Source organism: Luteimonas kalidii (genome assembly GCF_029887935.1).
GTDB classification, from domain to species: Bacteria; Pseudomonadota; Gammaproteobacteria; order Xanthomonadales; family Xanthomonadaceae; genus Luteimonas; species Luteimonas kalidii.
Window position 1 is genome coordinate 81,418 of record NZ_JARXRO010000015.1, and the last position, 18,417, is coordinate 99,834.

The window sequence follows — 18,417 nt, forward strand, 5'->3', positions numbered from 1 at the left end:
CCGCGGACTGTCAGCGCACCGCCAGGGCCTCCGCGCCCGCCTCGATCCGCAGTGCCTGGCCCGGTTCCAGCCGCTCGGCGCCGCGCACCACCAGCCGGTCGCCGGGGGCGATCGCGCCCTCCACTTCGACCAGCCGGTCGAGTTCCTCGCCAGTCCGCACGGGCAGCCGCTCGGCCTTGCCGGCTGCGTCCACCCGTACGACGAAGTCGCCTTCGCGGCGCAGCACGACCGCATCGCGCGGAACCGCGACCACGGCGCGCGCCCGGGCGCTCGGCAGGCCGACGGTGACCGCGGTGCCGACGGCGAAGGCCTGTTCCTCGACCGCGACCCGCAGTTCGAGCTGGCGCGAGCTGTCATCGCCGACCGGGACCAGTGCGGTCACCACCGCATCGCGCAGGTCGCCTTCGCTGCGCACCAGCACCGGCACGCCCGGCGCCAAGTGACGCGCCAGCGCGACCGGTGCATGCACGCGCACCTCGCGGGCCGCGGGATCGACCAGGCGCGCCACCGCCGCCCCGGCCGCCAGGTGCTCGCCAGGCTGCACCAGGCGCTCGGCGACCACGCCGTCGAACGGGGCCCGCACCACCATCCGTTCGCGCTGGTGGCGCGTGACCGCGAGCGCGGCGCGTGCACCGGCGAGGTCCTGCGTAAGTACGTCGCGCTCGGCGCGTTGCTGCTCGTACTGGGCGCGGGCGATGGCCTGCTGCGCAGACAGCGCGGCATAGCGACGCTCCTGCGCCTGGGCCAGCTGCAGCAGCGACTGCGCGCGCCCGATCGCGGCCAGGTGCCCGGCTTCGGCCAGACGCACCGCGGTGTCGTCGAGCACCGCGAGCGGCGCACCGGCCCGCACCGTGTCGCCGACTTCCGCGATGCGCAGCACGCGTCCGGACACCTCGCCGGCGACTCTTGAATCCCGGCGGCTGACCACGCTGCCCGGGGCCCAGTGCCGGGGCGCGAATTCGGTCCGCACCGCGGGCGCGACCTGCACCACCGCCGGCGGTGCGGGCTCCGCGGCGGGCGTGGCTTCGGTGGCGCCGGTGCCGCGTGCCAGCAGCGCGAGGGCAGTGGTGCCGACGAGGGCGGCGGCGAACAGGGATGTGGTCAGGGGACGCATGTGAAGTCTCCGGGTCGGGCGCGGGTCACGCGGGCAGGGCGGCGATGCCATGGACGTCGTCGACGGTGTTCCGCGCGCGGCGATCCGCCAGCCGCATCAGCGCCGGCACCAGCACCACCGTGAATACGAGGCTGAGCGCGACGCCGCCCACCGACACCGCGGCCAGGCCGCGATAGATCACCGCGCCGGGTCCGGGGTTGATCGCCATCGGCAGGGCGCCGAGCACGCCGGTGAGTGCGGCGATCAGGATCGGCCGCAGCCGCTGTTCGAGTGCCTGGCGCAGCGCGTCGTCGAGCGTGGCGCCGGCGGCCTGCGCCTCGCGCGCCTGGGCGACCAGCAGGATGGCGTTGTTGATCACCATCCCCAGCAGCAGGATGAAGCCGATCATCGACAGCAGGTCGAGCGTCTGGCCGACGGCCAGGTCGAGCGCGCGCAGGCCCAGCACGCCACCGAACACCGCCATCGGCAGGGTCGCCATGACGAAGGCGCTGTCGCGCAGCGAGCGGAACATCGCCGCCAGCAGCATGAACAGCACCGCCAGCGCCATGGCGAAGTTGCCGCCCATGGCGCCGACCACCTGGTCGAGCCGGTCTGCGCTGCCGGCGACGCGGATCGAGGCGTCCGGCGGCAGTGTCGCCCGCAGGGCCGGCACGATACGGCCGTCGACGATCTCCAGCGCCTGCTCCAGCGACATCGCCGACGGCGGATCGACGGTGAGCGTCACCGTGCGACGGCGGTCGATGCGGCGCAGCTGATTGGGCGCCAGCACCATGTCCACGCGCGCCAGCTCGCCCAGCGACAGCACGCCGGCCGCGGGCGTGGCCAGCGGGGCGGCCTCGAGCGGCAGCCCGTCCTGGCGGTTGCCGCGCAGCAGGATCGCAAGCCGGCGGTCGCCGTCGAAATACTCGCCCAGCCACTGGCCGTCGCCGAGCGCGCGCACCACCGTGGCCAGTTCGCTGCGCTGCCAGCCAGCTTCCGCGAGGCGGCGATCGTCCGGCGCCACGCGCAGTTCGGGGGTGCCGGCATCCGCATTCGGCCAGGCCTGCACGTTCGCGCCGGGGAAATGCGTGGACAATGCCCGGCGGCCCGCTTCCGCCGCGGCTGCGAGCGCATCGCCGTCGCCGTGCTGCAGATGGATCGCGATCGCGCGCGGCGAGCCGCCGAAGCCGCCGAACAGCTCGCCCTCGCTGGCGAAGGCGCGGGTGTCCGGCAGGCCGGTCACGATCTCGTCGCGGACGATGCGTTCCAGTCTGCCGATCTCGGCCGGGTCGGCCACGCGCGCGCCCAGCGAGCCGGCGCCCGGCCACAGGTTGACGTACCAGTTGCTCAGCTGCGGCGCGCGCTCGCCGTCCATGTACGGCCGCATCCGTTCCAGCAGCACCGGCACGATCTCGCGGTTCACGCGCTCCGGACTCATGCCGGGCGGAAAGCTGAAGAACGCATCCACCGCCGCCCGCTTGACCGGCGGGAGGTAGTCGATCTGCGGCAGCAGCACGGCGGTCGCGAGCACCGGACCGACCACCAGTCCAACGACCCATGCCAGCTGCTGGCGCCGGGTCCGCGTGGCGCGCAGCGCCCAGTCGCTTATCCGCGACCAGGCGCGGTGGCGCGCGGCGCCGTCCTGCGGCGCGCGCAGCCAGCGGCCGGCTGCGGCCGGCAGCACCGTGACCGCGACCAGCAGCGACAGGCCCACCGCGATCGAGATGGTCAGCGCCAGGTCGGCGAACAGCTGTCCCTCCACGTCGCGCATGAAGAGTACCGGCACGAACACCGCGACCGTGGTGAGGGTCGATGCGAACAGCGCGCCGCCGACCTGGCGTGTGCCTTCCAGCGCGGCGCGCGTCGCCGGCATGCCGCTCTCGCGCAGGCGCACGATGTTCTCGGCCACCACCACCGCCGCGTCCATCACCATGCCGACCGCGAACGCCAGCCCGGCCAGCGAGATCACGTTGAGGCTGCGCCCGGTCAGCTGCAGCACGATGAAGGTCGCGAGCAGGCAGATCGGGATCGCACAGGCGATCAGCGCGGTCGCGCGCAGGTCGCGCAGGAACCACCACAGGCAGCCGACCGCAAGCAGCACCCCGGCCAGCAGGCTCCCCGAGAGCAGTCCGATCGCGCGATGGATGAACACCGAGGCGTCGAAGCTCTGGGCGATGTCCAGGCCCAGCGGTCGCAACTCCTGTTCGCGCAGTTCGGCCACCACGCGCTTGACCTCGCCCAGCGTGGCCAGCACGTTGGCATCGTGGGTGCGCAGGATCCGCAGCCCGATCGCCGGGTTGCCGTTCTGGTAGGCGAAGAAGCGCTGCTCCGGGCGTCGCACCTCCACCGTGGCCACGTCCGCCAGTCGCACCGGCCGGCCGTTGCGCCAGGCCAGGATCAGTTCGCCCATCGCGTCGGGCGAATAGCGCCCGGCGAAGCGCAGCACGTATTCGCGGCGCCCGCCCTCGACCACGCCGCCGGAGGCGTCGGTCGCGCGCGCCGCGGCCGCGGCCACGTCCGGCACGCCGATGCCCAGCGAGGCGGCGCGCGCCAGGTCCAGGGTGATGGTGAGCTCCTCCGGCGTGCCGCCGTTGATGTCCACGCCGGCAACGCCGTCGATCGCGGTCAGGCGCGGAACGATGCGGTCCTCGATGAACTGGCGGTAGTCGACGATCTGTCCGGCGGTCCCGGGCAGCTGCTGCACGAAGAAGTAGGTGAGCGAGTTATTGGCGTCGTCCGAGCCGGACCGCACCACCGGCGGCACCGCGTCGCGCGGCATCGGCGGCAGCCGGTTCATGCGCGCCAGCACCTCCACCAGCATCGCGTCCATGTCGCTGCCGACGGCGAAGGTGAGGTTGATCGTGGCGTTGCCGGCGTTGACGTTCGAAGCGATCTCCTCGAGGCCCGGCAGGCCCTGCAGCACGGTCTCGATCGGCTCGACGATCTCCGATTCCATCTCCTGCGGCGATGCCGCGCGCCAGGCGCTCTGCACCGACATCTGCGGGCGTTCGATGTCCGGGAACAGCTGCAGCGGCAGGCGGCCGAGGCTGAGCAGGCCGAACGCGCACACCAGGGCCACCGCAACCGCGACGGCGGCGGGGTTGCGCAGCGAGGCGTCGGTGAGCGTCATCGGTGCGTCCGCGGGGAAGGGCGGTGCGCACGATGCGCCGCGTTCCTGCAGCGGCGATGGCCCGGAAGTCATGCGCCGGCGCGATCTGCGCCGAAGCGTGGCGCCGTCGCGACGAGGCGCGGCGTGCGTCGGCTCAGAGCAAGACCTGCAGCCTGTCGCGATAGCTGCGCGAGAGCTTGAGTTCCTGGCCGCAGTCCAGGCGCAGGAAGCTCTCGCCGTTGCTGTGCGGGCGCAGCTCGACCACGCGCGCGGCGTTGACGATCGTCGAGCGGTGGATGCGCGGGAAGCGGCGCGGGTCGAGCTGGCGTTCGAGTTCGCGCATGGTGGCGCGCAGGACCAGGGTCTCGCCCGTCTCGCCGGCGCCGTCCAGGTGGAGGCACATGTAGTCGCCGGCGGCGTCGATCCAGCGGATCCTGCGCAGGTCCACGCGCACCGTGCGATGGCCGTCGCGCACGGCCAGCCGGTCCTCGCGCCGCAGGCGCTCGATCGCGTCCGGCTGCAGCGCGTCCTCCAGCCGCAGCGGTGCCTGTCCGCTCAGCTCGCCGAGCAGCTCCAGCAGCTGCCCGCAGTGCGCGTCCGCGGCGCGCTGCGCGCGCACCTGCCGCACCCGCGCCAGCGCCTGCGCCAGCCGGCCGTCGTCGACCGGCTTGAGCAGGTAGTCGGCGGCCGAGGCCTCGAAGGCGCGGATCGCGTAATGGTCGTACGCGGTCACGAACACCACCAGCGGCATCGCGCTGGCGGGGATCCGGCGCAAGGTCTCGAACCCGTCCAGCCCCGGCATCTGCACATCGAGGAAGACGAGGTCGGGCGGGTCGACGCGCAGGGCGGCGATCGCGGACGCGCCGTCTCCGTACTGGCCGACGATCGTCACGTCCGGGTGCGCCTGCAGCCGGATCTCCAGCCCGCGCCGCGCCAGCGGCTCGTCGTCGACGATCATCGCGCGCAGGCGCGGCGATGCGTGCTGGAGGAGGGCGGGCACCTTGCCGTCCACGGCGCTCATCCGCCGATCCCCGGCGCGGTCTCGAACGGCAGGCGCAGGGTGACCTCCACGCCGGGTTCGAGGTGGCGGATGTGGCACGTGCCGGCGTCGCCGTACAGCACCGCCAGCCGCTCGCACGTGTTGCGCAGGCCCACGCCCTTGCCCGGAAGCGGCGCGCCTTCGCCCAGCGCATCGCAGCCGGGACCGTCGTCGGCCACGGCCAGTACCAGCTGCGTGCCTTCGCGCCGGGCGCTGATGCGCAGCAGTCCGCCGGCCACCTGGCGCGCGACCGCGTACTTGATCGCGTTCTCGACCAGTGGCTGCAGCAGCAGGCTCGGCAGCAGCGCGCGCCAGCAGTCCTCGGCGATGTCGGTCTCGATCCGCAGCCGTTCGGCGAAGCGGACCTTCTCGATGTCGAGGTAGAGCGTGAGCGCGTCGAGTTCCTGGCGCAGGGTGACGCGCTGCATCGGATCGTTGTCCAGCGAATGACGCAGGAACGCCGACAGTCCCTGCACCATGCGGTTGGCGGTGCCGTTGTCGCGGTCGAGGATCAGGGTGGAGATCGCGTTGAGGGTGTTGAACAGGAAATGCGGGTTGAGCTGGTATCGCAGCATCTTCAGCTGCGCCTGGTGGGCGATGCCGCGCGCGGCCAGCGAGCGCTCGGTTTCGCTCTGGAACTGCCGGTAGTACCTGATGCCCAGGTACAGGCCGACCCACGCCAGCACCACGTAGATGTAGCTGAGCGAATAGGCGACGAAGGCCATGTGGTTGGCCGGTTTGCAGGTCTCGCAGAAGTCCACCAACACCGCGCGAGTGCCGAAGTCGATGATCGCCGAGCTCGCCAGCACCGGCACCACCATCGCCGCGAGCAGGCGCCGTGGCGGCAGGCCCCACCACGCGCGCAGCAGGTAGCGCAGGGCCAGCGTCGCCAGCGCCCCGGTGGTCGCCGCGGTGAACGGCACCACCCAGTAGCCCGAGGGCTTGCCGTGGGCCACGGCGTACAGGTAGCCCTGGGCGAAGTACGCGCCCCATCCGCCCAGGTGCAGCAGCCAGAACAGCTGCTGGCGCGGGGCCTCCAGGGTGCGGGGCAGGGCGATCGACATCGACGGGGCATCCGGGCGCGACCGCGCCATGCTACCGCCGCCCGGGCCGGCGTGGATTCGCCCCGGCGCGGATCCCGCACGCTTCGTCGTGCGCGGCCGCCGCGGCCTGCAGCCGGTCGCGCGGGAGGGTCGACCGCGGTGGGATCAATCCCGCCGGAATGCCGCCTGCGGCGAATAGTCCGTCGGCAGCAGGACGTGCTCCTCGATGCCGCCGACGAAGCGGCCATGCTCGCGTCCGGTCTCGCGCTTGATCCGCGACCATTCTTCGTCGGCCATGAAGGCGGCCCAGCGTGTGCGCATCGTCGCCTCGTCCGGCCACTGCAGCAGGTAGACGAAGCGTGGCGTGCCGTCCTCGGCGCGGCTCTCCCATATCGAGACGATGTGGAAGCCGTGGCGCGCCATGATCCGCGCCGCATGGTCGCGGAAGCGATCGTGGAAGGCCTGGCGGGTGCCGTCGAAGATCTCGTAGACCCGCAGCTGGTGGATCGGCCCCGCCTCCCGGGCGAGCAGGGGCGCGGCGTGCAGCAGGAGCAGCAGCAGGCAGGCGGCCAGCAGGCGGCGCGGGAGTGGGCGATGCGACATGATCGGTGTCTCCGGTGCGTATCCGCTGGCATTGGAGCGTGCGGTGCGCGCCGGGTTCCCGGTCAGCCCTGACGACCTTCACAGAACCGCGGATTCCTGCCGATCAGGGACCGAAGTAGGATGGAGTGGCATCGCGCCGGTACGAGCGTACCGTCACGTCGACCCTGCCTGCACTCGCGAAGCGGTGCGTGTCCGCGTACGCGGCCGGACGCATGCGCCGTGCGGGTGGACCACCCAGATCGCCCCCGGAGGCCCGGTGTTCACCGCGCAGCGCAGCAGCGAACATCGCGGACAGGACGACCTGCTCAGCGCGGGCCTCGGCCTCGAGGGACTGCGCGCGATGGCGCCGCCGGCGTTCGCCGATCCCCAACGGCCGACCGCGGCCGAACTGCGGCGGCGTGCGCTGTGGAGCAACTGGCGCGGCATCGCCGACCTCTCGCCCGGCGGCGGTTTCGGCGACGTCTACGGCTGCCTGGCCCGCGTGCCCGGGCGCGAATTCCACGGCTACGCCACACTGCCGGGCGCATCGCAGCCGCACCGGGTCCTGCTGCAGTTGCCCGATGCATTCGACGCGAGCCACCGCTGCCTGGTGGTGTCCGCCTCGTCAGGCTCGCGCGGGATCTACGGGGCGATCGCGGTCGCCGGCGCGTGGGGCCTGCCGAAGGGCTGCGCGGTGGCGTATACCGACAAGGGCGCTGGCACGGACTATTTCGACCTGGACTCCGGCACCGGCGTCCACGTCGACGGCACGCGGGGTGCGGGCGGAAGCCGCGGGCTGGCGTTCGTGCCGGAGACGACGGCGGGCACCGGGGTCGCGGTCAAGCACGCGCATTCGCAGGACAATCCCGAGGCGGACTGGGGCCTGCACGTGCGCCAGGCCGCCGAGTTCGCGCTGCAGTCGCTGGACGAAGCGCTGCCGCACGCGGCACCGTTCACCTTCGACAACACCCGCGTGATCGCGGTCGGGCTGTCGAACGGCGGCGGTGCGGTCCTGCGCGCGGCCGAGCTCGACGGGGACTGGCTGGACGCGGTGGTCGCCGGCGAGCCGAACGTCCATGTGGACGGCCACGGCGGACGGTCGCTGTACGACTACACCACCGAGGCGGCGCTGCTGATGCCGGGCGCCCAGTGGCAGTTCGACGAGCTGTCGCAGCCGCCGCCGCGGGCGCAGTTCGAGGCGGCAGGGCGGCTGCGCTGCGGGGCGCTGCAGGCCGCGGGACTGGTCGACGGGGTCGATCCCGCCGCGCAGTCGCGCTCGGCGTACGAGCGCCTGATCGCCGGCGGCTGGACCGACGGCGCGATCCGCGCAGGGGTGCTGTCCACCGGGTTCGACCTGTGGCGCGCGGTCGCGGCCAGCTATGCCTCGGCCTACGGGCGCTACGGCATCGGCGCCCATCCCTGCGGTTTCATGTTCTCGTCCCGGCAGCCCGATGGCTCGCCACGCGCGGCGACGCCGGCGGAGCAGGCCGCCTGGTGGAGCGACGCCAGTGGCATCCCGCCGGGAGCAGGCGTCGATCTGGTCGACGCTGTCAGCGGAACACCCGGCGATGCGACGCTGCAGGGGCTGCTGAATCTGCGCGCATTGCACGACGGCGCGGGCGAGGACGCCAGGCGCGTCCGCGCCGGCATCGCGGCCACCCGCGCGGCGCCCCCGCGTGCGGGGCTGCCGGTGGTGATCGTGCACGGCAGCGACGACGGCCTCGTGCCGCTGGCCTTCAGCAGTGCGCCGTACGTGGCCGCGGCGCGTGCGGCCGGCCGCGACGTGCGCTTCTGGCAGGTGCGCCACGTCCAGCATTTCGACGCGTTCCTGGGGCTGCCGGACTACGCCGCACGCTACCTGCCGCTGCTGCCCTACCTGCACGCCGCGCTGGACCGCGTGGACGCGCACCTCGACGGCCGTGGCCCGCTGCCGGAGGATGCGGTGATCGCGACACGCCCGCGTGGCGCCGGCGTACCGCTGCAGTCCGCCCATCTCGCGCTGCCCGACTGAGCCGTCGTGCCCCGCTGCCCGTGACCGGCTGCCCGTGATCCGCTGCCCGTGACCCGTAGCCCATGACCCGTAGCCCGGATAAGCGCAGCGCATCCGGGATCGCGCCCGACCGTCGCCTGTCTACCGGTCCGCGCGTTGTTTCGCAGCCCGCACCGAGGAGGTCTGCCGTGTCGAAGTGCGCGGGGTTGCCAGCCCGTTGCATCAGTCGCAATCGGCGGCCGATGATTCGGCGCGGGAGCGACGTCGCAAGCTACCGGCGTCGTCGCGCCCCCGGATGCGCTGCGCTTATCCGGGCTACGCGAGCAACGCGCGTGCGGTGGAGGGCAGGCTGGCGGGGCGAAGCGCGGGGCGTGAAGCCGGGCGATACGTCCATCGTCTCCGGGTGCTGCTGGATCGACACGTCGTGCCCACCCGGCGCCGACGCGTCGCGGGCGCATTGCGCTTGTCCGGGCGAGCCGAGCGGTCGCTTCCAGTGGAGAAACGGACCGGCCGATCGCGGCCCTGGGGAGGCGCTCCGCTTGTGCGGGCGAAGCATCGATCCGGAGACGCGCTTTCCGCGCTTCCGTCGTCCTCACGCCGGATTTGGCACCCTGCGGGTCCCGCCTCCCACAGGACCGGTCATGTCCCGACCCCGCCACTTCTCGATGCTGCGCGACTTCCAGCTGGCCGACTGGTTCACGCTGGCCAATGCGGTCTGCGGGACCGGCGCAGTGTTCGCGGCGATGCGGTTCCTGCAGGACGGCGTGGTGCGCGATCTGATGATCGGCATGGCGCTGATTCCGCTGGCGTTCGTGTTCGACGCCCTCGACGGCCGCGTGGCGCGCTGGCGCAAGGTCGCCTCCACCCTGGGCCGCGAACTCGATTCGCTGGCCGACGTCATCTCCTTCGGCATCGCGCCGGCGGCGCTGGGCTACGCCTGCGGACTGCAGGGCGGATGGGACTGGGTGATCCTGAGCTACTTCGTCGGCTGCGGCGTCAGCCGGCTGGCGCGCTACAACGTCACCGCCGAGACCCTGGCCGATGGCGGCGACAAGGTGAAGTTCTTCGAAGGCACGCCGATCCCGACCAGCCTGCTGATCGTGGTGCTGCTGGGCGTGGCCGCATGGCAGGGCGCGATCGGCGATGCGGTCTGGTTCGGCCAGTGGCAGCTCGGCCCCTGGCAGCTGCATCCGCTGGTGCTGGTCTACGCGCTGTCGGGCTCGCTGATGATCAGCAAGACCATCCGCATCCCCAAGTTCTGAGGGCGCAGCCGCCGGCGCGTCGCCTGCCGTTGCTATGATCGGGACGACACAGGAGGACGGCATGTTCAACCAGGGTTTCGGGGCGGGTCCCGGACAGGGTCAGGATTTCGAACGGCTCGCCCGCCAGTACTGGGCGGCGTGGGGCGATGCGCTGCGCGGCGCCGCTCCGGGCGCCGGACAGCCCGGGATGCATGCCTGGCAGGATGCGATCGACTGGTGGACCCGCTACGCCCACGGAGGCCGCAGCGGGGTGAACGAGGCGCTGGAGCGCTTCAATGTCCAGGCGCGCGACTGGTACGGCCACATGCAGCAGGTGGCGGCCCAGTTCGCCGGCCGCGACCACAGCGCAGGCGACATCGCCCACGCGTGGAAGCAGGCCCTGGGCGCCGCGGGCGCCAATCCGTTCCCGGAGATGCTGCGTTCGCTGCGCGGACACGGGCTGCCGGGCCCGGACCAGTGGGTCGAGGATGCCTCGCCCTGGCTGGAAGCGGCGCGCGGGGAGGGCATGTCGTGGCTGCGCCTGCCCGCGTTCGGGGCCGGGCGCGAGCACCAGGAGCGCCTGCAGCGGCTGGCCCAGTCCGCGATGGAGTACGAACAGGCCAGCAGCGGCTACAACGCATTGATGCTCAAGGCCTCGCAGGACGCGTTCCGGATCTTCGAGGACCGGCTGGCCGCGCACGAGGAACCCGGTCGGCAGATCGAGACGCCGCGTGCGCTGTTCGACCTGTGGATCGACGCGGCCGAGGAGGCGTACGCGGAGATCGCGCTGTCGCCGGAGTTCCGCCATGCCTACGCGCAGCTGGTCGATGCGCAGATGCGGCTGCGTGCGGGCGTGCAGCGGGAAGTGGAGCAGGCCTGCACCACGCTCGGCATGCCCACGCGCACCGAGGTCGACGCCGCCCACCGCAAGATCGTCGAACTGGAACGCGCGATGCGCAGGTTGCGCGATGCGGCCGACGGCGGCCCGGCGCCGGCGGCGCCGCGGACTGCACGCGAGCGTGCGCAGGCGAAGGCCGGGCGCGGTGCGGCTCGCGCGCAGGCGGGATCCGCGGCGTCGGCGAACGTACCCGAAGCCGGTGAAGCGCAGAAGGCGCAGCCCGATGCCACGACCCAGGCGCCCACCGGCAAGGCGGCCAGGCGCGGTACGTCCGCCGCAGGCGGCAAGCCGAAGGCGTCGAAGCGTGCGACTGGCGCCAGGGCGGATTCCGCCCGCGCTGCGCGGCGCCCGGCGCGCAAGGTCGCGTCGCGCCCGGCGGTGAGCGCGCGGCGGTCGCCGACCAATGGCTTCTCGTCCCATATCCCGATTCCCGACGCGCCACTGCCGCCGGACCCGACGCCCGACGACGGGCAGGAAGGAGCCTGACATGCACGGACCGCTGTCCATCACGCCCGACCGGCTTGCGAACGAATCGATGCGCGTCCAGCACAAGCTCGCCGCCGGCCTGCAGACGCTGCGCGAAGTCGGCGACTACGACTACGGCGCGACCGGCAAGGAAGAGATCTGGCGCGACGGCAAGACCGTGCTGTACCGCTACGTCGGCGCGAAGACGCCGACGGCGAAGGTGCCGCTGCTGGTGTGCTACGCGCTCGTCAACCGCCCGTACATGGTGGATCTGCAGGCCGACCGCTCCCTGGTGCGCGGACTGCTCGAGCGCGGCGAGGACGTGTACATCATCGACTGGGGCTATCCCGACCGTTCGGACCGCTACCTCACCCTGGAGGACTACATCGAGCGCTTCCTCGGCGGCGCGGTCGACGTGCTGCGCCGGCGCAGCGGCCGCGATGCGGTCAACCTGCTGGGCATCTGCCAGGGCGGCGCGTTCTCGCTGTGCTACGCGTCGCTGCATCCGGACAAGGTGAAGAACCTCATCACCATGGTCACGCCGGTGGACTTCCACACCGACGACAACATGCTCTCGAACTGGACCCGCGAACTCGACGTCGACCTGTTCGTGGACACGCTGGGCAACGTGCCGGCCGACATGATGAACTTCTGCTACCTCACGCTGAAACCATGGCGTCTGTTCGTGCAGAAGTACGTCGGGCTGGTCGACATCCTCGACGACCGCAAGGCGATGGAGGATTTCCTGCGCATGGAGAAGTGGATCTTCGATTCGCCCGACCAGGCCGGCGAAGCCTTCCGCCAGTTCATCAAGCAGTTCTACCAGGGCAACGGCTTCATCGAGGGCGGGATCGTCATCGGCGAGCGCGAGGTGGACCTGGGCTTCGTCGACATGCCGGTGCTCAACATCTACGCCGAACAGGACCACCTGGTGCCGCCGGATGCCTCGCGCGCGCTGAAGGACGTGGTCGGCAGCGACGACTATTCCGAGGTCTCCTTCCGCGGCGGCCACATCGGCATCTACGTCTCGGGGCGTGCGCAGAAGGAAGTGCCGACGGCGATCCACGACTGGCTGGCGGCCCGCGCGCGCTGATCCGCCGCATGCCGTGACGGGCTGTCCGCAGCGGCCCCGCCACGCAGCGAATCCTTCACGATCGCGGCGCTAGACTGCCCCCAGCATCCACGGGGGCGCCGCCATGAACCAGACCACCACCGCCAAGCCCGCCGGGCTGACCCGCTCGATCCACGACCGCGTGCTGGCCGGCGTGGTCGGCGGCATCGCGCACCGCTACGGCTGGAACCCCACCCTGCTGCGCGTCCTGTACGTGGTGGGTTCGGTGCTGTCCGCGGCCTTCCCCGGCATCCTCGTCTACCTGGTGCTGTGGCTGCTGATCCCGGAAGGCAACGATTGAACCATCCGCGGCCGCGCGTCGGTATGCCGCGCATGCTGCTCGGGGGGATCGGGATCGCCTGGACCCTGCCCAATACGCTGCTGGGGCTCGTCGCCGGCGCCGCCGGCCTGGCCTTCGGCGCGCGGCCGCGGCTCGATCGGCGTGCGTGCGCGCTGGTGTTCCAGCGTTGGCCCTGGGGTCCGGGCGGTGCGATGACCCTCGGCAACGTGATCCTCCACACCGGCGATACACTCGACGTCGCGTGCACCACCTACGCCCACCGCGCGGGGATCTGCGAAGACCCGATGATCGTGCTGGGCGAGCACGAGCGCGCACATGTGTTCCAGTACATGGCGCTGGGGCCGCTGTTCCTGCCGCTGTACCTGGCCTGCGGTGGCATCAGCGTGCGCAACCGGTTCGAGCGCGCCGCGGACCGGTACGCCCACAGCGGTCGCGGCTGGTGGCCGTGGCCGGCCTAGGGGTGCGGTCGCCGCGCTCACCGACGAACGGTCGCAGGGTTTGACGCCCACGTAACGGCCCCTGCGGTAACCTGCATCCGTCGAAGAAAAAGCGGATGGCGAAAGCCGGAAGCAATCGCTTCGGCAAGGAAGGCTCAGCCGACCGGGTCATACCGGAAGACTGGGCCTTCTGCTTGTCCGGCATTCGCAGCCGTGGCATGCGCGCTCGGCGCGCGCCCGGATGCGCACGCGGACGTCGACGTGCGGCTTTGCGGGGAGGTGAGCGTCGACGCGTGCCGGAATGGCCGGCATGACGAGCCCCCTGGCAGTGAGCGGCGGGAATCCTCGGCTATGGCGATCGGGAGAAGCACATGCGCGAACGCGGCATTCGTGACGACGTGGCCCCGTGGTCGTTCTTCCTGCCGGTCACGCTGGCGGTGATCGTCGGCGTCGTGGCGGCGGGACTGATCGGTCGCGGGATCGATGCGGTGTTCACCGATGGCGACGACGGCGGTTCGGCCGCCCGGACGCCTGCGGCGACCCATCCCGCTGCGGCATCGGACCTGGTCGACGCGGCCGCACCTCTGGCTCCTGCGCCCATCGGCGCCACAACAGGTGGCGCCGCACCGGGCGCCGAAGCACCGCTGGACGCAGCCTCGACCCTGCCCGCCGAAGCGCCGCCAGACCCGCTCGATGCGCCCGGGGAAGGCGTCGCGTCCGGGGCGGAATCGACGGAACCGGCGGCGAATGCGGCGCCCGTTGCGGAGCCGGCGGTGCCCGCGTTGCCGGGCGCGATCGTCGCCCGCCGCGACGGCGCGCCGGAGGCCTGCATCAGCGGCACCATCGCCACGCGCGATGCGAACGGCTGGCAGCAGCGACTGGAGAACGACGCGCCCGTCGCCTGTACCGAACTCTCCACCGCGCCTCGACCGTAACGTGGCATGCGGCGCAGCGCCGCATGACGGGCGGGCGGATGTCCCGCCGGGATCGATCGCGCGATGTCGATCTGGCGTCGGACGTTATCTGGCGTCGGACGTTCCCCTCAGGATCCCGCGTCGGACATTCCCGGGCCCACGCGCAGCGCCAGCCGCTGCCAGGACGTCCCCTTCGCCGTGCCCGCGGCATCGAAGCGCCTTTCGGCGAACAGGATCCGGTCGGCGCCGACCAGGACCACGCTGCTGCAGCGCGTGCCGTAGTGCGGATCAAGCACGAACGGTGGCGACAGTGCGCGTTCCAGCGCCTGCCCCACGCCCGTGTCCGGCAGCGCGTCGTCGGCCGCGCGGGTGGTGTCGCGCAATGCCGCGAACAACGGCTCGACCGCATCGTCGAACGTGTCGTCGCCGGTGTCGGCCATCGGCGAGCGCAACCAGGCCTCCAGCGCGCGGGTGGCGAACGTGCTCTTGGGCCAGGCTGCGTCGAAGGCGCCGTTGGACATCGCATGCAGTCCCGGCTCCACCGGGAACGCCACCGGGTGCGGATGATTGCTCGCGAAGGCGAGGGCGTCGCCGTCCCAGACCAGCAGGTTGAAGCGTCCGTAGGCATCCGCGTGGGCAGCGAGCGCGGCCACGTATCCATCCGCAGACGCCTCGCCGCGCACGAACCCGCGCACCAGATCGCCGCGCGACCGCGCTGCCGGCGCCTGCGAGAGGCCTGCACGCACGTTGGTGACCGCGGCCAGGCGCCCGTGGGCGGACGCCTGCAGCCAGCTACCGCCCTGCACGAGGTCGCGTCCGCCGTAGACGTGCGGTGCCTCGGGATCGAAACCGGCCCCGGCGGTGGGTCGCGCGTGCAATTCGTCGCGGTTAGCGATCAGCGCGAGCGGCCAGCGCGGATGCGCGCGCCAGGCCAGGGCGATCAGGCACATGCGCTCAGTCCGTGTCGCGGATGACCAGCAGGCGTGGCTCGGTCATGTCCTCGATCGCGTACTTCACGCCCTCGCGGCCGAGGCCCGACAGCTTCACCCCGCCGTACGGCATGTTGTCGACGCGGAAGCTCGGCACGTCGCCTACCACCACACCGCCGACCTCGAGCCGGTCCCAGGCCAGCATCGTGTGCGCGAGGCTAGCGGTGAACACGCCGGCCTGCAGGCCGAAGTCGCTCGCGTTCACGGTGTCGAGCGCGGACTCGAAGTCCTCGAACGGCTGCAGGCAGGCCACCGGGCCGAAAACTTCCTTGCGGTACAGGTCGCTGTCGCGCGGCACGCCTTCCATCAGGGTGGCCGGGAGCATGTTGCGCTCGCGCGGGCCGCCGGCGAGCACTTTCGCGCCCCCCTTGCGCGCGGCCGCGATCCAGGACTCGATGCGCTTCGCTGCGTCCTCGTCGATCACCGGACCGATGAAGGTCTTCTCGTCCCGGGGGTCGCCCATCACCAGTTCGCGCACGCGTGCACGCAGCTTCTTGCGCAGCTTTTCGTACAGGTCGCGGTGGACCAGGATGTGCTGCACGCTGATGCAGCTCTGGCCGGACTGGTAGTAGGCGCCGAACACCAGCCGCTCCACCAGCGCATCGAGTGCGATCCCCGGATCGGCATCGACGATGCAGGCGGCGTTGCCGCCCAGTTCCAGGGTCACCTTCTTGCGCCCGGCGCGTGCCTTCAGATCCCAGCCCACCAGTCCGCCGGTGAAGCTGAGCAGGGCGATGCGCTCGTCCTCGGTCAGGGCGGCGGCGTCCTCGTTGCTGCAGGCGACAATCGAGAACGCGCCGCGCGGCAGGTCGGTCTCGGCCAGGATCTCGCCGATGATCAACGCGCCCACCGGCGTCTTCGCCGCGGGCTTGAGCACGAACGGGCAGCCGGCCGCGATCGCCGGCGCCACCTTGTGCGCGACCAGGTTGAGCGGGAAGTTGAACGGCGTGATGAAGCTGCAGGCGCCGATCGGCACCCGCTTGACGATGCCGCGATAGGGCCGGGTACGCTCGGAGATGCGCATCTCCACCGTCTCGCCCTCCACCCGCGTGGCCTCCTCGGCGGCGATGCGGAAGGTGTCGATCAGCCGCTCGACCTCGCCGCGCGCGTCGCGGATCGGCTTGCCCGCTTCGATGCACAGGGCCAGCGCCAGTTCTTCCCTGCGCTCGCGGAAGCGGCGCACGCAGTGCTCGAGCACGTCGCGGCGGCGGTCGGGCGTGAAGTCCGCCATGGCACCGCGCGCCTGGTGCGCGGCCACGATCGCCTTGCGCACCACGCCGGCGCCGACGAACGCGGTGCGGGTGGCGACCTTGCCGGTGTACTTGTCGAGGACCTCCAGATCCTCGTTCGGCTGGATCGGCGCGTTGGCGAGGTAGCAGGGGTAGCGCCTGGCGAGCTTGCGCTTGCCCGGAGCCGTCTTGCCGGAGCCTGTCTTGCGTGCCATGCAGCGTTCCTTGGTTCGATGCGGGGGACGGGCGGCGCTCAGCGCACGGCGGCGGCGCCGTCGGGAATCTCGCGGTGGAGCAGGTCGTCGTCGCGGCCGTAGTCCACCGGGATTTCGACCAGGTCGACGCCCGGCGTGTCGAGTGCGGTACGCAGCACTCCGCCGAGTTCGTCCAGCGCGCCGACCCGATGGCCACGCGCGCCGTAACTTTCTGCGTAGCGCACGAAATCCGGATTGCCGTAGTCCATGCCGTACTGCGCATAGCCTTCGTGCGCCTGCTTCCACTTGATCATGCCGTAGGCGTCGTCGCGCAGCACGAGTACCACCAGGTCGAGCCGCAGCCGCATCGCGGTTTCCAGCTCCTGCGAATTCATCATGAAGCCGCCGTCGCCGCAGACCGCGACCACCTTGTGGCCAGGCTTGGCGATCGCCGCGGCGATCGCCGAGGGCAGGCCCGCGCCCATCGTCGCCAGCGCGTTGTCCAGCAGCAGCGTGTTGGCCAGGCGGCAGCGCGCGTGGCGCGCGAACCAGAGCTTGAACAGGCCGTTGTCCAGGCAGGTGATATCGCCAGGATCCAGCTGGCGGCCGAGTTCGGCGACCAGGCGCGGCACCGCGAGCGGAAACCGCTCGTCCGCGGCGAGCGAGGCGATGTTGTCGCACAGCGCCGTGCGCACGCGGTCGAACAGGGCGAAATCCCAGTGGGCCTGGGGCTCGAGGCGTTCGGCGAGCTGCCAGACCGAGTGCGCGATGTCGCCCACCACTTCGATCTGCGGAAAATAGACCTGGTCGGCCACCGCGGGCGAGTAGTTGACGTGGATGACGGTGCGCCGGCCGCGCTTCATCCAGAACGGCGGCTTCTCGATCACGTCGTGGCCGATGTTGACGATGCAGTCGGCAAGGTCGATCGCGCGGTGGACGTAATCGCCGTCCGACAGGGCGGCGGTTCCCAGCCACAGCGGGCCGGTCTCGTCGAGCACGCCCTTGCCCATCTGGGTGCTGAAGAACGGGATGCCGAGCTTCTCGACCAGCGCGTGCAGCATCTTCGACGTGGTCTTACGGTTGGCACCGGCGCCGATCATCAGCAGCGGGTGGCGCGCCTTGCGGATCGCATCGGCGGCCGCGTCGAGCGCCTTGTGCTCGGCCAGCGGCCTCCGGCTGTAGACCGGCGGCAGCACGAACGCCTCGGTCTGGTCGCTGGCCACGTCCTGCGGCAGTTCCAGGTGGGTCGCGCCGGGCCGCTCCTCCTGCGAGCGCCGCACGGCTTCGCGCACCTGCGCCGGGATGGAGTCCGCCGAGACCAGCTGGCGGGTGTACTTGGTCAGCGGACGCATCATGTCGACCACGTCCACGATCTGGAAATGCCCCTGCTTGCCGCTGCGGATGGGCTTCTGCCCGGTGATCATCAGCATCGGCATGGCGCCGAGCTGGGCGTAGGCGGCGGCAGTGACGAGGTTGGTGGCGCCGGGGCCGAGGGTCGCCAGACACACGCCGGTGCGACCGGTGAGGCGGCCCCAGGTGGCGGCCATGAAACCGGCGGCCTGTTCGTGGCGGGTCAGCACCAGGCGGATGCCGGAGTCGCGCAGCGAGTCCAGCAGGGCGAGCGTTTCCTCGCCGGGGATGCCGAACACGTGGTCCACGCCTTCGGCTTCGAGCGCCTGGACGAAAAGATCGGAGGCCTTGGTCATCGCGATCCAGTCTCGCACGGGGCGCGTGACAGGCACGTCCAGCACGCAGAACGCAGCATTGCCCGCGAGTGGTGCA

The 18,417-nt window shown here is 71.7% G+C and carries 15 protein-coding genes; 7 read left to right on the forward strand and 8 right to left on the reverse strand.

Going from position 1 to position 18,417, the window contains the following annotated elements; genetic code table 11:
* Nucleotides 1-10: 10 nt before the first annotated feature.
* The 5 genes from QFW81_RS09190 to QFW81_RS09210 all read right to left on the reverse strand — a co-directional run bounded on the left by QFW81_RS09190 (nt 11) and on the right by QFW81_RS09210 (nt 6,887).
* On the reverse strand, nt 11-1,114 hold the full coding sequence (locus QFW81_RS09190; protein ID WP_280578441.1) for an efflux RND transporter periplasmic adaptor subunit: 1,104 nt from the start codon (nt 1,112-1,114) through the stop codon (nt 11-13).
* A 25-nt stretch (nt 1,115-1,139) separates the two neighbouring features.
* Nucleotides 1,140-4,223, reverse strand: coding sequence for an efflux RND transporter permease subunit (locus tag QFW81_RS09195; protein ID WP_280578442.1), 3,084 nt, complete (start codon nt 4,221-4,223; stop codon nt 1,140-1,142).
* A gap of 133 nt (nt 4,224-4,356) precedes the next feature.
* Nucleotides 4,357-5,223: a LytR/AlgR family response regulator transcription factor gene (locus QFW81_RS09200; RefSeq protein WP_280578443.1), complete on the reverse strand. Its 867-nt coding sequence runs from the start codon at nt 5,221-5,223 to the stop codon at nt 4,357-4,359.
* Entirely contained in the window at nt 5,220-6,305 is a 1,086-nt protein-coding gene (locus tag QFW81_RS09205) for a sensor histidine kinase (RefSeq protein WP_280578444.1), read from the reverse strand. The genes QFW81_RS09200 and QFW81_RS09205 overlap by 4 nt, the downstream gene beginning before the upstream one ends.
* 144 nt (nt 6,306-6,449) lie before the next feature.
* On the reverse strand, nt 6,450-6,887 hold the full coding sequence (locus tag QFW81_RS09210) for an NIPSNAP family protein (RefSeq protein ID WP_280578445.1): 438 nt from the start codon (nt 6,885-6,887) through the stop codon (nt 6,450-6,452).
* Between the two features lie 256 nt (nt 6,888-7,143).
* Here QFW81_RS09210 and QFW81_RS09215 point away from each other — a divergent pair, with 256 nt between their 5' ends.
* From QFW81_RS09215 to QFW81_RS09245, 7 genes are all read left to right on the forward strand, one after another.
* Entirely contained in the window at nt 7,144-8,877 is a 1,734-nt protein-coding gene (locus QFW81_RS09215; protein ID WP_280578446.1) for a 3-hydroxybutyrate oligomer hydrolase family protein, read from the forward strand.
* A 620-nt stretch (nt 8,878-9,497) separates the two neighbouring features.
* Nucleotides 9,498-10,118: a CDP-alcohol phosphatidyltransferase family protein gene (locus tag QFW81_RS09220; protein WP_280578447.1), complete on the forward strand. Its 621-nt coding sequence runs from the start codon at nt 9,498-9,500 to the stop codon at nt 10,116-10,118.
* 61 nt (nt 10,119-10,179) lie between these two features.
* Complete coding sequence (gene phaE, locus QFW81_RS09225) at nt 10,180-11,481, forward strand: class III poly(R)-hydroxyalkanoic acid synthase subunit PhaE (protein WP_280578448.1); 1,302 nt, start codon at nt 10,180-10,182, stop codon at nt 11,479-11,481.
* Nucleotide 11,482: 1 nt separating this feature from the next.
* Nucleotides 11,483-12,553: a class III poly(R)-hydroxyalkanoic acid synthase subunit PhaC gene (locus QFW81_RS09230; protein WP_280578449.1), complete on the forward strand. Its 1,071-nt coding sequence runs from the start codon at nt 11,483-11,485 to the stop codon at nt 12,551-12,553.
* Nucleotides 12,554-12,656: 103 nt separating this feature from the next.
* Nucleotides 12,657-12,872, forward strand: coding sequence for a PspC domain-containing protein (locus QFW81_RS09235; RefSeq protein ID WP_280578450.1), 216 nt, complete (start codon nt 12,657-12,659; stop codon nt 12,870-12,872).
* Between the two features lie 23 nt (nt 12,873-12,895).
* Nucleotides 12,896-13,330 (forward strand): hypothetical protein, encoded by a 435-nt coding sequence (locus tag QFW81_RS09240; protein ID WP_280578452.1) that lies wholly within the window; start codon nt 12,896-12,898, stop codon nt 13,328-13,330.
* 350 nt (nt 13,331-13,680) lie between these two features.
* Nucleotides 13,681-14,244, forward strand: a complete 564-nt coding sequence (locus QFW81_RS09245; protein WP_280578453.1) for a hypothetical protein — start codon at nt 13,681-13,683, stop codon at nt 14,242-14,244.
* A gap of 107 nt (nt 14,245-14,351) precedes the next feature.
* Here QFW81_RS09245 and QFW81_RS09250 read toward each other — a convergent pair whose 3' ends face one another.
* Genes QFW81_RS09250 through QFW81_RS09260 form a run of 3 tightly spaced genes read right to left on the reverse strand, consistent with a single transcriptional unit; the run spans nt 14,352 to nt 18,341 of the window.
* Nucleotides 14,352-15,173 (reverse strand): NRDE family protein, encoded by an 822-nt coding sequence (locus QFW81_RS09250; RefSeq protein ID WP_280578454.1) that lies wholly within the window; start codon nt 15,171-15,173, stop codon nt 14,352-14,354.
* A 4-nt stretch (nt 15,174-15,177) separates the two neighbouring features.
* Nucleotides 15,178-16,656 carry an aldehyde dehydrogenase family protein gene (locus QFW81_RS09255; RefSeq protein WP_280578456.1) on the reverse strand — a complete coding sequence of 493 codons (1,479 nt, stop codon included), beginning with the start codon at nt 16,654-16,656 and terminating at the stop codon, nt 15,178-15,180.
* 38 nt (nt 16,657-16,694) lie between these two features.
* The gene (locus QFW81_RS09260) at nt 16,695-18,341 is read right to left on the reverse strand and encodes an acetolactate synthase large subunit (RefSeq protein WP_425604006.1); all 1,647 of its coding nucleotides are present in this window, start codon (nt 18,339-18,341) and stop codon (nt 16,695-16,697) included.
* Between the last annotated feature and the right edge of the window lie 76 nt (nt 18,342-18,417).

Coding starts and splice junctions, on each gene's coding strand:
- QFW81_RS09190 (WP_280578441.1), bottom strand. CDS start 1,114: ATGCGTCCCCTGACCACATCCCTGTTCGCCGCCGCCCTCGTCGGCACC.
- QFW81_RS09195 (WP_280578442.1), bottom strand. CDS start 4,223: ATGACGCTCACCGACGCCTCGCTGCGCAACCCCGCCGCCGTCGCGGTT.
- QFW81_RS09200 (WP_280578443.1), bottom strand. CDS start 5,223: ATGAGCGCCGTGGACGGCAAGGTGCCCGCCCTCCTCCAGCACGCATCG.
- QFW81_RS09205 (WP_280578444.1), bottom strand. CDS start 6,305: ATGTCGATCGCCCTGCCCCGCACCCTGGAGGCCCCGCGCCAGCAGCTG.
- QFW81_RS09210 (WP_280578445.1), bottom strand. CDS start 6,887: ATGTCGCATCGCCCACTCCCGCGCCGCCTGCTGGCCGCCTGCCTGCTG.
- QFW81_RS09220 (WP_280578447.1), top strand. CDS start 9,498: ATGTCCCGACCCCGCCACTTCTCGATGCTGCGCGACTTCCAGCTGGCC.
- phaE (WP_280578448.1), top strand. CDS start 10,180: ATGTTCAACCAGGGTTTCGGGGCGGGTCCCGGACAGGGTCAGGATTTC.
- QFW81_RS09230 (WP_280578449.1), top strand. CDS start 11,483: ATGCACGGACCGCTGTCCATCACGCCCGACCGGCTTGCGAACGAATCG.
- QFW81_RS09235 (WP_280578450.1), top strand. CDS start 12,657: ATGAACCAGACCACCACCGCCAAGCCCGCCGGGCTGACCCGCTCGATC.
- QFW81_RS09240 (WP_280578452.1), top strand. CDS start 12,896: ATGCCGCGCATGCTGCTCGGGGGGATCGGGATCGCCTGGACCCTGCCC.
- QFW81_RS09245 (WP_280578453.1), top strand. CDS start 13,681: ATGCGCGAACGCGGCATTCGTGACGACGTGGCCCCGTGGTCGTTCTTC.
- QFW81_RS09250 (WP_280578454.1), bottom strand. CDS start 15,173: ATGTGCCTGATCGCCCTGGCCTGGCGCGCGCATCCGCGCTGGCCGCTC.
- QFW81_RS09255 (WP_280578456.1), bottom strand. CDS start 16,656: ATGGCACGCAAGACAGGCTCCGGCAAGACGGCTCCGGGCAAGCGCAAG.
- QFW81_RS09260 (WP_425604006.1), bottom strand. CDS start 18,341: ATGACCAAGGCCTCCGATCTTTTCGTCCAGGCGCTCGAAGCCGAAGGC.